Annotated in this window: 14 protein-coding genes and 1 pseudogene; 4 read left to right on the top strand and 11 right to left on the bottom strand. The window is 34.2% G+C overall.

Features of this window, described 5'->3' with window-relative positions:
- The first annotated feature begins 93 nt into the window (after positions 1-93).
- On the top strand, positions 94-996 hold the full coding sequence (locus CQ058_RS12430) for an aldo/keto reductase (protein ID WP_002031452.1): 903 nt from the start codon (positions 94-96) through the stop codon (positions 994-996).
- Between the two features lie 24 nt (positions 997-1,020).
- Here the strand turns inward: CQ058_RS12430 and CQ058_RS12425 are convergent, their stop codons facing one another.
- Positions 1,021-1,605 (bottom strand): GNAT family N-acetyltransferase, encoded by a 585-nt coding sequence (locus tag CQ058_RS12425; RefSeq protein ID WP_002126982.1) that lies wholly within the window; start codon positions 1,603-1,605, stop codon positions 1,021-1,023.
- An 84-nt stretch (positions 1,606-1,689) separates the two neighbouring features.
- Positions 1,690-3,153, bottom strand: coding sequence for a flavin monoamine oxidase family protein (locus tag CQ058_RS12420; protein ID WP_105589717.1), 1,464 nt, complete (start codon positions 3,151-3,153; stop codon positions 1,690-1,692).
- 187 nt (positions 3,154-3,340) lie between these two features.
- Between CQ058_RS12420 and CQ058_RS12415 the strand changes: the two genes are divergently transcribed.
- Positions 3,341-3,532 (top strand): DUF3896 family protein, encoded by a 192-nt coding sequence (locus tag CQ058_RS12415; RefSeq protein WP_002189349.1) that lies wholly within the window; start codon positions 3,341-3,343, stop codon positions 3,530-3,532.
- 104 nt (positions 3,533-3,636) lie between these two features.
- A complete protein-coding gene (locus tag CQ058_RS12410; protein ID WP_002012419.1) occupies positions 3,637-4,638 on the top strand; it encodes an LLM class flavin-dependent oxidoreductase in 1,002 nt (333 codons plus the stop codon).
- A 52-nt stretch (positions 4,639-4,690) separates the two neighbouring features.
- Here the strand turns inward: CQ058_RS12410 and CQ058_RS12405 are convergent, their stop codons facing one another.
- From CQ058_RS12405 to CQ058_RS12395, 3 genes are all read right to left on the bottom strand, one after another.
- On the bottom strand, positions 4,691-5,632 hold the full coding sequence (locus CQ058_RS12405) for an alpha/beta hydrolase (RefSeq protein WP_002189348.1): 942 nt from the start codon (positions 5,630-5,632) through the stop codon (positions 4,691-4,693).
- A gap of 253 nt (positions 5,633-5,885) precedes the next feature.
- Positions 5,886-6,350 carry a DUF3939 domain-containing protein gene (locus tag CQ058_RS12400; protein ID WP_000488199.1) on the bottom strand — a complete coding sequence of 155 codons (465 nt, stop codon included), beginning with the start codon at positions 6,348-6,350 and terminating at the stop codon, positions 5,886-5,888.
- Positions 6,351-6,458: 108 nt separating this feature from the next.
- Positions 6,459-6,902, bottom strand: a complete 444-nt coding sequence (locus CQ058_RS12395; RefSeq protein ID WP_002189346.1) for a Dps family protein — start codon at positions 6,900-6,902, stop codon at positions 6,459-6,461.
- 235 nt (positions 6,903-7,137) lie between these two features.
- Here CQ058_RS12395 and CQ058_RS12390 point away from each other — a divergent pair, with 235 nt between their 5' ends.
- Entirely contained in the window at positions 7,138-8,178 is a 1,041-nt protein-coding gene (locus CQ058_RS12390) for a YkvI family membrane protein (protein ID WP_002031445.1), read from the top strand.
- Positions 8,179-8,211: 33 nt separating this feature from the next.
- On the opposite strand, the gene CQ058_RS12385 is transcribed toward CQ058_RS12390, so the two are convergent.
- The 6 genes and pseudogenes from CQ058_RS12385 to rsgA all read right to left on the bottom strand — a co-directional run bounded on the left by CQ058_RS12385 (position 8,212) and on the right by rsgA (position 12,557).
- Complete coding sequence (locus tag CQ058_RS12385) at positions 8,212-8,580, bottom strand: DUF3979 family protein (RefSeq protein WP_002086098.1); 369 nt, start codon at positions 8,578-8,580, stop codon at positions 8,212-8,214.
- A gap of 266 nt (positions 8,581-8,846) precedes the next feature.
- A complete protein-coding gene (locus CQ058_RS12380) occupies positions 8,847-9,152 on the bottom strand; it encodes a hypothetical protein (RefSeq protein ID WP_002189342.1) in 306 nt (101 codons plus the stop codon).
- Between the two features lie 164 nt (positions 9,153-9,316).
- On the bottom strand, positions 9,317-10,078 hold the full coding sequence (locus tag CQ058_RS33060; protein WP_483861159.1) for a methyl-accepting chemotaxis protein: 762 nt from the start codon (positions 10,076-10,078) through the stop codon (positions 9,317-9,319).
- Between the two features lie 228 nt (positions 10,079-10,306).
- Positions 10,307-11,104: pseudogene (locus CQ058_RS33055) on the bottom strand (HAMP domain-containing protein); the annotation flags it as partial.
- 73 nt (positions 11,105-11,177) lie between these two features.
- Entirely contained in the window at positions 11,178-11,300 is a 123-nt protein-coding gene (locus tag CQ058_RS33050) for a hypothetical protein (RefSeq protein ID WP_483861158.1), read from the bottom strand.
- 207 nt (positions 11,301-11,507) lie between these two features.
- A complete protein-coding gene (gene rsgA, locus CQ058_RS12370; RefSeq protein WP_002086103.1) occupies positions 11,508-12,557 on the bottom strand; it encodes a ribosome small subunit-dependent GTPase A in 1,050 nt (349 codons plus the stop codon).
- Between the last annotated feature and the right edge of the window lie 5 nt (positions 12,558-12,562).

Here is a 12,562-nt window from a genome sequence, read left to right as displayed (position 1 = left end):
ATTTATTGTATGTACAACCCTGTAACTATATAATAATACGTAGTAAGAAAGCCTTTTCAAAAATATTATTCATTCATATAGGGGGTACTTATAGTGGAACGAGTTCAAATGGCCGAAACGCTAGAATTTTCTCGTATTATTCAAGGTTTTTGGCGTTTAGCAGAATGGAATATGCCAAAGCAAGAGTTACTTTCTTTTATTGAAGACTGTATGGATTTGGGGATTACTACTTTCGATCACGCTGATATTTATGGTGGGTATACGTGTGAAGGATTGTTTGGAGAAGCGTTACAATTAAAGCCTTCCTTACGCGAAAATATGCAAATCATCACTAAATGTGGAATCGCTCCCCCATCACCTAAATTTCCAGAGCGATATGTTGCTCACTACAATACGAGTGCTGAACATATAATAAAAAGCGCGGAAGATTCATTACAAAACTTACATACAGATTATATTGATGTATTGCTCATCCATCGTCCAGATCCATTTATGGATCCAACTGAAGTGGCAGAAGCGTTCTCACGCTTAAAGCAAGAAGGCAAAGTTCGCCACTTCGGTGTATCTAACTTTTTACCTTCACAATTTAATATGTTAAGTTCGTATTTAGATTTCCCACTCATTACAAATCAAATTGAAGTATCTGCGATGCAAATCGAGCATTTTGAAAAAGGTACGATTGATTTATGCCAAGAAAAACGAATCAATCCAATGATTTGGTCACCTCTTGCTGGTGGTGAAATCTTTACTGGTCAATCAGAACGTGCCATACGTGTACGTGAAACTTTACAAAAAGTTGCTACTGAACTAGGTGTTACTAGCATCGATACTGTTATGTATGCATGGTTACTCGCTCATCCAGCTAACATGATGCCAATCGTTGGATCTGGTAAATTAGATCGTGTGAAAACAGCCGCTCTTGCTACAAAAGTTAACTTAGACCGCCAACAATGGTTTACAATTTTCGAAAGCTCTAATGGACATCCTGTACCATAATAAACAAAAAGAAGAGCTGTTTCTTTACAGCTCTTCTTTTTCATATGTATTTCTCGTCATTGCAAATACACACATATCCCTTAATCCATTTCCATCCACCGCAACACTCGCGCTTTCTAAAGTACCCTCTAATTTAAAGCCTAATTTCTCTGGTATCGCTCTACTCTTCTTATTTAGAGAATCACAACGAATTTCTACGCGGTTTGCTTTCAATTCAGTGAAAGCATAATCTGTTATACCTTTTGCAGCCTCTACCATATAGCCCTTTCCACTAAACCTTGAATCAATCCAATACCCGATTTCAAATTGAGGTATATCCCAATTAATACGATGTAATCCGGCAGATGCAATAAATTCACCTGTTTCGTTCGAAAAAACTAGTAATCTCAAATCTTCACGCTGCAAAAATTGAATATGCGATTTTCTAATACTCTCTTCTATTTCTTCCTCTGTTTGCTCTTTTTGTGCAAAGACCATCCAAGGTTTTAATTCTTGTATTGAAGCTTGAATTGCGTCATATACAACTTTACCATCACCTGGTTTTGGCATTCGAATAAAAAGCCTGTCAGTATAAAATTCAGAAGGAAAATCGAATAATAACGGATTCACTGTAAACACTCCCTATAATTCTTTTATATATAATAATATCCATCTCAAGTTATACAGTAAATAAATTTCTGAATTTTAAACTTTTTAATCATTCACTTCCATTGCTACACGAACTCCAGATTCAATCGCACCTTGAATCCATCCGTGATACAGCGTTGTATGATCTCCGGCAAAGTATATTCTCCCCTCAGGTTTTACAATGACTGGCTGTAATTCTGATTCTTGGCCAGCTTGAAATAGCGCAAACCCTCCAAGCGCATATGGATCTAATGTCCAACTCTTTGATATTCCAGACATGAACTCGTCATATACTTGACCACCTAATATTGTTGCTAAATTTTGTAGTGTATAATAGATACGATCCCCCTTTGATAACCCATCCCATAACAACGCATCATAAGACCATGTATAGCTTCCTAACATCATAGCAGGCCCTTTCTCTCCGATTCCATGGCTTGGATAATACGCATAACGTATAGGAAGATCTGTTATAATTCTCCCACCTAATTGCCCTTGTTCCTCCCAAAAACGACTTTTAAATTGAATTCCTATTTTTGTAGCTGGCATATAATGCAATTCGCGAATTGTTTTCCACTTCGCATGAGATATCGAATCAAATGGATCTACTTCTACAAATCGCATTGTTGAAAAAGGAATTGTAACAATAACTAAATCCCCTGTAATACTACTATATTCAAAAGTTTCCTCGTTCCGGTAATAGGCTGTTACACTATTGGCTTGTTGATGAAGCTTCATTAATTTTTGATTATATATAATATTTTCTTCTAATTGTGGTAAAAAAGACTTTGGTAATCTATCATTCCCACCTATTATTTCGCAAAATCCGCTCTCCTCTTGCATAATGTATAAAAAACGTAACGTCTCAACGAATGACCTTTCTAAAAAACCTTCTAAATCTAATAGAACACCTATCATCTCAATCGTTACTGGCGAAAAATACGTATTATATTGATAAGGATGATATTTTAAAAATTGACCTGTAGAATATCTCCCAAAATCCTTTACTACAATATCCCAATTTTTCTCTGGGTTCTTTTTTATAAAATTTATAATGGGCTGTACCGCTAACATTAATAGTTCCTCAGACGTTTTCCCAACTTCATTCATTTCCACAGGATATCTTAAAATACTTGGATCTTTTTCGTATTGTTTTAATGTCGTTTTCCGACCATTTACGTAGATAATATCTGTCTCATTCCTATTAATAAAAGGGCTCACCTGTAGCCCAAACTTTCTTATATATGCCATCGTTAATGTATGCGAATACGGAATTCTCATTGCTCCAACATCTAAATATAATCCAGTATCTTCCATTCTAACTGTCTCTATACGGCCACCTACCCGGTTGTTTGCTTCAAAAATCTTCACTTCATGTCCCGCAGCCTTTAATAAAGATGCCGAAACTAATCCAGCCATACCAGCCCCTACTACAATGATTTGTTTCGGACGTGTCGTCTTCTTTAATCCCTTATTTATAACTTTTAATGTTTCATCCATCTCAGTGTTATACATTATATCTTTCTGCACAATCCCACCCCTTACTTCATGAAATACGAATTAGTGGTTTAGTGCATTTTATTCATAAATTCACTTAAACATAACACCACCACAATTTGAAAATTCACTAAAAATACATAAGGTGGAGCTCTCCCCCTTCCACATGCTTCATATTATAAACATACAGATAGTAACTGTATGGAAAGGGTGGAGACACATGAAACGTACTTACGATTATCAGGCTACAAAAAAACATTTAGAATTAAAGAAACAGCAGCTATGTAAAGAACTCACTAGCGTTAAACTAACTGAAGAAGAACGCAAGCAAATACATCTAGAAATTGATAACTACGAATATATATTAAACTTAGTCGAAATGAATCATTATGAACGAGGGTTTTCTCATTAAAAGCGGATAAAAAATTATTCACTTTTCCTTTTGAGCATTTCATTACGCATTTTTCGTAAGTAAATATATAATAGGATGTACATTAAGATTGAGAGGTATATTCTATGATCAAATTAAGTGTATTAGACCAATCACCTATTTCAGATGGTAGCACAGCAGCCCAAGCTATTTCGCATACAGTTACGCTTGCACAAGAAGTTGAGAAACTCGGATTCACACGTTTTTGGGTATCCGAGCACCATAATTCAGTTAGCTTAGCTGGTTCAAGTCCAGAAATACTCATTTCACATATTGCCGCGAAAACTGACCGTATTAGAGTTGGTTCTGGTGGTGTTATGCTGCCACATTATAGTCCATATAAAGTTGCCGAGAATTTCCGCGTTTTAGAAGCACTTTATAAGGGCCGCATCGACCTTGGTGTCGGGAGAGCGCCTGGTGGTATGCCGATAGCAACTCGCGCACTTCAAGAAGGTAAAATGGTCTCACTTGATCAATATCCAGAACAAATTGCAGATGTTGCTATGTACTTACATGATCAAGTACCAGAAAACCATCATTATGCAAACTTAAAGGCTACTCCAGTTATCCCAACATCTCCTGAAATGTGGATGCTCGGTTCTAGCGGAGAAAGTGCAATGATTGCCGCAAAGCAAGGCGCTTCTTTTGCATTTGCACAGTTCATTAACGGATACGGTGGCCCTGAAGTAATGAAGGCTTACCAAGAACAATTCCAACCTTCCTATTTAGGTGATAAACCAAAATCAATCGTATCTATTTTTGTTATTTGCGGAGAAACAAATGAAGAAGCGGAGAAGATTGCATCAAGCCTTGATTTATCGATTTTACTATTAGAACAAGGAAAACGGACTACTGGTACTCCTTCTATTGAAACTGCTCAAAATTATTCGTATAGTGCTTATGATCTATTCCGCATAAAAGAAAATCGTCAACGTATGATTGTCGGTGATCCGTCTTCTGTGAAAGAAAAAATATTAAACTTAAGCAAAGCGTATAATACTGACGAATTTATGATTGTCACGATTACTCATCAATTTGAACATAAATTAAACTCTTATCGCCTATTGGCAGATGCTTTTAATTTATAATAACGAAAAGGAGATGCATCACATATGATGCATCTCCTTTTCTTACTACCAATCAATTGTTTTTGCTTCCTATATATTCAATAGCTTCTTTTAATAACTCATCAAAATTATGAGGATAATCATGATTTAAGTTAGGCACAACTTTATACTTATGTTCTATATTTTTATCCTTTAATAACGTTACAAATTGCTGTGTACCTTCAAAACAATCTTCATCTTGATCCCCACATATTATATATCCTTTTATGCTTTTATCATGCAATATTCCAATCATCTCTTCCCATTCTTCCATTTCCGGAAGCCACGGTGCCACAAAAATAAAACCGTTCACTTCTATTTCACCTTGTAACATGGAATGTAACGCTACTCTTGCCCCAGCAGAAAAGCCACCAATAATAATATTCCCAAATGTTTTATTCACTTTAATCTTATTGTAATGTCCTTTTAACTCTTCTCTTCCTCTTTCGATATTATCCCAAACATATCCATCTGAAAATTGAATTTGGGAAGATTGAGGCAATGCTAGCATAAAACCTTGTTCCATTACAGAGTTCCAATATGGTTCTATTATTTGTATATTTTCTTGATCCCCATGCAGTGTTATTAGTAGATTTTCATTTTGTTTGCTGTATTTATATTTCACGTCTGCTTGTTCCGATTTCTTTGCTAATTCTTCTCTTTCTTTACATAATTGAACCATTCTATGAAACTCTTCAAATTTATGTAGTGGTTTTAAATCATCATCGGAAATTAAATACTCACTTCCGTACCAAAATCCATTTTCTATAATTGCTTTCTTCATTAAATGCAACGCTTCTTCTTCAAGTCCTGCTGCACTTGCTAATGCATATTTAAAATTATATATTTGCGCTTCATTACCCATTACATCTTTAGCATTATTCATTATATAAGAATACGCTTCAAAACTTCCTTTATTTGCATAACAATGTAACGTTTCATTTAATAACTTAATATAAGTCATATTATTTTCCATATAGGAATTCCCCCGTAACCTTTTATAATAATTGCTTCTCCAATCTTCCTATCATTTTAGGATCACGGTATAAGTAGTTAAATTCTACAATTCAACTTAACAATACCTGATTCTCAGAATGATATTTAATAGTTAATGCATGTATACGCATAATACACCACTCCTTCCTATCCACTAGTTGTAGTATAAAGTCGAATAAACTGAAAAATCAATATTTTAATAAAAAAAGACAACAATAATATTATTGTTGTTCTCATAACATCTGCCCACTATTCTTTTTTTTCTTATCTGGTTTACTTGAAACTAAATAATGCTTTTCTGAAATATATAAGTTTCTTTTTAATATACGATTTAAATATGGTCCTAGCTTCACTCCGCATATGAGGCGATCTTCGCTATCTTCAACAATTGGGAACATTTCTTTTTCTGTTACATATTGATCTACGGCCTTTTGTACGATATCAATTTCTTTAACTAGGTTTAAATTTTCTTCTGTATGTTCAAATACTTCAAGCGTTTCCTTCGTTATCAGAAAAAAATTTGTTGGAAATGCAGGTAAATAGGGCTTTAACAAATCATAATTTACTGTGTAATCATCATTTACTAAAACTGTATAAACGATATTAGCATTCGTTTCTAGAAACTTCGCCATCGCTTGTTCTAATTCATCTTTCGTAATTTCCCTATCTTCTTTTCCAGTTCTGAAAAAGCGAAACATTGTATCGCCTCCTTTTTACTATATTATAGCATAAAAGAAAACTGAAAAATCACAAAAAACTCTATTGAAAGAATTTTTCAATAGAGTTTTTCTTTAATCCATTTATGTTTATTTTAAGAATGCACTTAACATCCATACATGTTGTTCTAATGTCGTATGAATTGCTAATAGCATATCAGCCGATGTTTCATCATCAGCTTCATCAGCTACTTCCATACCTTCTTTTAATTCTTGAATAAGTGCAGAAAAATCGTTTACTAAAATTCGCACCATTTCTTCTGCAGACTCTTTGCTTGTCCCTTCGATTACAGTTGAAGTTGCTAAATACTCTTTCATTGTCGCTAACGGTTTTCCTTCTAACGCTAAAATACGCTCTGCTAACTCATCAATGTATGTTCCTGCTTCATTATAAAACTCTTCAAATTTCTCATGTAATGTAAAGAAGTGCGGTCCTGTCACATACCAATGATAATTATGCAGTTTGACATATAATACATTCCAGTTTGCTACCTGCTTGTTTAATACTTCAACAACATTCGTTTTCGTACTCATACAATCCACTCCTCTTATCATGTTACTATCTTTTAATGACCTAACTTCATTTTACCATACATTCCCTATTCTTTTGAATGAACAGCTTATATGTAACAAAGTTTTAACAACCTTAATATTTCCCTAATATCATATAATTCATGTATCCTTTCAACTACTTCATATGTCTAATTGTCCAAGCTCACACATATGCATAATAGTAAGTCAAGCTCATCATAGAAGAAAGAGGGATAACATGGACAATCAACAATGGCAAGTAGCAAAGAAAGTCGCTGCTACTTATATCGGAACGGTCGTTGGAGCTGGATTTGCTACTGGGCGAGAAATTGTCGAATTTTTTACAGTTAACGGATTGTACGGAACCATTGGCATATGTATAAGTGGATTTTTTTTTATTTGGCTCGGTACAAAAATGATGTTACTTTCATCACAAATCGGGGCATTTTCAGCGCAAGAATTTAATAAATATTTATTTGGGGATGTATTTGGAAATGTCGTAAATACTTTATTATTACTCGTATTATTTGGCGTAACTAGCGTTATGTTATCAGGAGCCGGGGCAGTATTTGAAGAACAACTTCGTCTCCCGAGACAACTTGGTATTTTCATCACAGTCATCGCCTGCCTCATTATTGGGAGCCGGGGATTACAAGGTGTTTTTGAAGTGAATACACTTGTCGTACCTATTATGATGATTTTCATTATCGGACTTGCTATTACAACCTTTATTCATGGTACAACTCCTATTATTGACACCGTTCCTACAGAAAGTTGGAATATGAAATGGATTACTAGCCCTATTACATATGTTGCATTAAATCTGTCTCTCGCCCAAAGTGTTCTCGTCCCATTGGCCAGTGAAGTAAAAGATCGAAAAGCTATTTTATGGGGTGGTATTTTAGGCGGCGCGGGGCTTTGCTTTATTTTATTATGTAGCCATCTAGCAATATTATCCGTTGAACAATTTTATCAATATAACATCCCAATGGCTGAAGTTGTAAGAAGGTTTAATGCAACTTTCCATTTTTTCTTTGTTCTTATCATTTTTGGTGAAGTATTCACCACATTAGTTGGGAATATATTCGGAATGACAAAACAAATGCAATCCATTACCGGATGGAAAAGTAATAACATTATTTACTTCATATTACTAATTAGTTATTGCTTTAGTTTCATTGGATATAGTGAATTACTTCATATTCTATACCCTATTATCGGTTGGGTGAGCATCATTTTACTACCGATTATTGCCTTTAAACAACTTCAAAAAACATAAAAAAACATCCGTGTATACGGATGTTTTTCATCTTCATTCACAGTCTTCACATACTTCCCAGTACGGCCCCATTTCTACTGCAAGATATGGCTTTAATTGCAAACGAATCATTCGACTTGGCATGCGTTCCAATACGAATTGAATGCCGTCTTCCTCTTCATCCAACTCAACTTTTGAAATAGCAATTCTTTGCATAGTAGTAATAGGGCTTCCATCTTTATATAAAGTGATTTTCACCTCATCATACTCATTAAAATACAATTCAACATTCATTTGCTTTTTTAACATTTCATCAACAATTTCATAATTATCATTTTGTTCCTGGATTATATATTTCCAGCCGCCTCTATCCAATTCTATCGGAGCAGCTTGGAATAATGTCATCAAATCCTCGTATAGCATAAGATAACCCCTCTCTTACTAAAAAACGATGAGTATTTTATATACCCTTTATCTCTATCACTATCCATGTTTATTGTACCATATATCATGAATCTTACCGCATTCATTTGCTTTATAAACACATACAAAACATATAGTATTTTCAGTTCACTCTCTATTCACTAGTATGTTCCCTTACTGATAACTTATCACTTTCCTTATTTCCTATACACTACTTATAACTCTTAAAAAACCACAAAAAAGAAGAGTAATTTATATCACTCTCCTCATAAGATTTTTCCTGTAGCTGCTAATGCTAACACTATAATTAAACTTGCAAATAATAGTGTTACAATTAAACTAAAAATCGGTAATATTTTCTTTTCATTCTTCTTAAATAATAACCTTAAACAAAGAATGATATTTAATGGGACAAATATCAAATAAAGATATTTAACGATTTGTAATGAACTATTTGAAAGTGTTTTAAATACAAACACTTCAATTAAAAAAACAACAAATAATAAAATGCTTAACCAAAACGAGACATAGCTAAGCCAAGAATGTCTTTTCGTTCCCCAATACACTCCCATACTGATCTCCTTTAAACGTAGTCTATATTATATTAATTATACACCCGCTTAACAAATTCCTCTATTTTTCGACAAACATTAAATACATTGAACCTCTAATCCGTTTATCAGCTAAAAGACTGTCTCTAATAGCACTAATGCTATTTTGAGACAGCCTCCCCTTTTTATACTTTAAATCTTTCAATTAATACTTGTAACTCTTCAGCCATTTGAGATAGTGTACCAGCTGCAGAACCAATTTCTTCCATAGAAGCTAACTGCTCCTCAGCTGACGCTGCAACACTTTGTGTACTCGTCGCATTATTTTGTGCCGTCATAGCAATTTGACCAACCGAAATAGATACTTCATTTGCACCTTTTGACATCCCATTAGCTGTTTCAACCATCGTTTTAATTTGGTCAGCAATTTCATTTGTAGATTGTAAAATTTCAGTGAAATTTTGTTTTGTTTCATTTGCAATAACAAGTCCAGATTGCACTTCTTCATTTACATTATTCATAGATTTTACTGTCTTACTCATATCATCTTGTATTTCACAAATTAATTTACTAATTTCACTTGATGATACACTAGATTGTTCTGCTAATTTTCGTACTTCATCAGCAACAATTGCAAAGCCTCTTCCATGCTCACCAGCTCTTGCAGCCTCAATTGCTGCATTTAAAGCTAGAAGATTTGTCTGATCTGCAATATTTTGAATAACTTCTAAAATATCGCCAATTTGCTTTGATTTGTTATTCAACAACTGAATAACAGCATCTGACTGTGAAACAGATTCCGCAATAGATTGCATTTGATTTACTGTTTTTCCAACTAACTTTCCACCATCTTCTGCTTTTTCACGAGTGTGAGCAGAAGCAGTATTAATAGATGATGAGCTATTTGCTACATGCTGAATCCCTTCTGTTACATCAAACAGTAACATAGCACCATTTTCTACGCTTGCTGTTTGCGTCGTTGCACCACTTGATATTTCATCCATTGCTGATGTAATTTGTTCAGTCGCTTCACTCGCTTGTCTCACACTTGCTGTTAACTCTTCAGATGCAGCTGCAACATGCCCTGCTGAAGTATTAATTCTTCCAATTAATGTACGTAGTGAATGAGTCATCTCATTAAAACCTTTCGCAAGTTGTCCAATTTCATCATTTGAATGTATTTTAATCGTTTGAGTTAAGTCCCCTTCGCTTATTTCTTTAGAAGTGACAACTAATTGTTTTAAAGGTTTGGTAATAGAAAGTGTCACGAAATAAATAAGCACTCCACCTACAACTAATGAAATAAACATTACAATTAACATATTATAAAATACAGGTTGAGCAGCTTCAACTACTTCATTTGAATACATCGTCCCCGCAATTTTCCAACCTGTTTTTAAATTTGTCGCGAATACCATTTTCTTTTCACTACCACCATAAGTGTATGAAAAAGTGCCATGGTTATCTTCGTATATTTTCTTTCCCCAAGAATCATCTGCCTTGTCACCCGATTTTTCTTGAGGGTGAGCAATTATTTTTTGTTTTCCATCTAAAATGAAAGCATAGCCTTTTTTACCAATATTGATTAACTTTGTTGTTTTTAATAAATTATCTAAACTTAAATCTACCGCAATAACACCACTTTTATCTTCAGTTTGTTTTGCGATTGTTACGACAATATGTCCATTCCCTTGTGCCTTATATGGTTCAGTGACAACAATTCCACCTTGCTTATTCACTGCATCTTTATACCAAGAACGCGCTGTTGGATCATAATCTGCTGCCATTTGTATATTGGGTTCTTGTACAAATTTTTTATCGTTTCCAGCAACATACACTTGTTCTACATCTTTGTTCAAACTAATATACTGGGATAATGTTTTTCTTAGTTCATCCTGATTATCCCCTTGATACATATCACTATGAATCACTCGTGCAAAATTATTTACATCGTTGAATTTCGCTTCAATCATTTGATTGATTAAATTATCCAATATTTTTATATTATCCTGAGCGCTACTCATAATTTGTGATTCAAAATTCTTTTTAGCTGTTTGATACGACATGCCCCCCAATAATAGAGACTGCCGCAATTAATATAACAAAAAAGGAAATTAATAACTTTTTTGCTACCTTCATATCTCTAAACCAACTTACTAGTTTACGCATTATAAACCTCCTATATTTAAATATTAAACTTTAAAGATTAACTAAAGCTAATTTTGAATATATCCCATTCCTTAGTTTCTATTTTTATTGTTTTGATGAACACTTTGTAAAGTTTAAACAAATAAATTCCTTTTGTCTATATATACGAATAATATTATTATAAAATTTACAAATACAAAAAACCAAAGGAACCAGCCCTTTGGTTTTTTACATTTTTTTATGTTGTTTAGAAATCTTTTTCCATCTATCTCGTTCCGCCCTTGCCAGAGTAATGTTTTGTTTTCTCATAACATATGCCAATTCTCTTTGCAGCTTTTTATAGCTTAGTAAGCGCTCTACGGGTATAGTTCCGTTATCTATAGCATTTCGCACTGCACATCCTGGTTCACCTTCATGTTTACAATCTCGAAAGCGGCAAGTATTTGCAAGATCTTCAATATCGGAAAATGTAGTTTGAATTGCCGTGCTTCCTTCCCAAAGCTGAAGTTCCCTCATACCAGGCGTATCAATTACTAAACCGCCACTCGGTAATTGGAACAATTCACGGTGAGTTGTCGTATGTCTTCCTTTACTATCTTCTTCACGTATATCTCCAGTTTTTGCTACATCTGTTCCTATTAATGCATTTAATAAAGTAGATTTCCCTGCACCTGAAGATCCAACTAAAGCAATTGTTTTTCCTGGTGAAACAAATTGTTGCAATAATTCTATTCCGACGTACACTAAGCTATCAACAACAAATATAGGAACACCGATTGCTACCGCTTCAGTTTCTGCAATTTTCTGTTCCACATCTTCACATAAACTACTCTTCGTTAAAACAATAACAGGCATTGCACCGCTCTCATAAGCCACCAGCAAATAACGTTCCATCCTTCTTACGTTGAAATCATGGTTAAGTGCATTCACTAAAAATAGATAATCTACATTTGTTGCGATAATTTGTTCTTCAGTTCTGTTACCAGCTTCTTGTCTTGAAAAAGAACTTCTTCTCGGAAAAATACGGTGAATAATTGCCTTTTTCTCATTTTCTATTTTCTTTATATATACCCAATCCCCAACTGCCGGATAATCTCCCTTCGTTAACGCTTCATGACGAAACTTCCCAGACAGTTCCGCTACATATTCACCATCATTACAAATAATCCGATATATATGCTTATGCTCAAGTAAAATACGCCCTACTTCATAGTTCTCTACAGCTTGTTCTTCAAAAAAAGAATCCCATCCGAAAGATTCTAAAATATTTTGATCCAAATTGA

This window comes from Bacillus sp. MYb56 (assembly GCF_002976445.1).
GTDB lineage: Bacteria > Bacillota > Bacilli > Bacillales > Bacillaceae_G > Bacillus_A > Bacillus_A mycoides.
The sequence above is the reverse complement of the archived record's forward strand: the minus strand, read 5'-3'. Positions and strand labels throughout refer to the sequence as shown.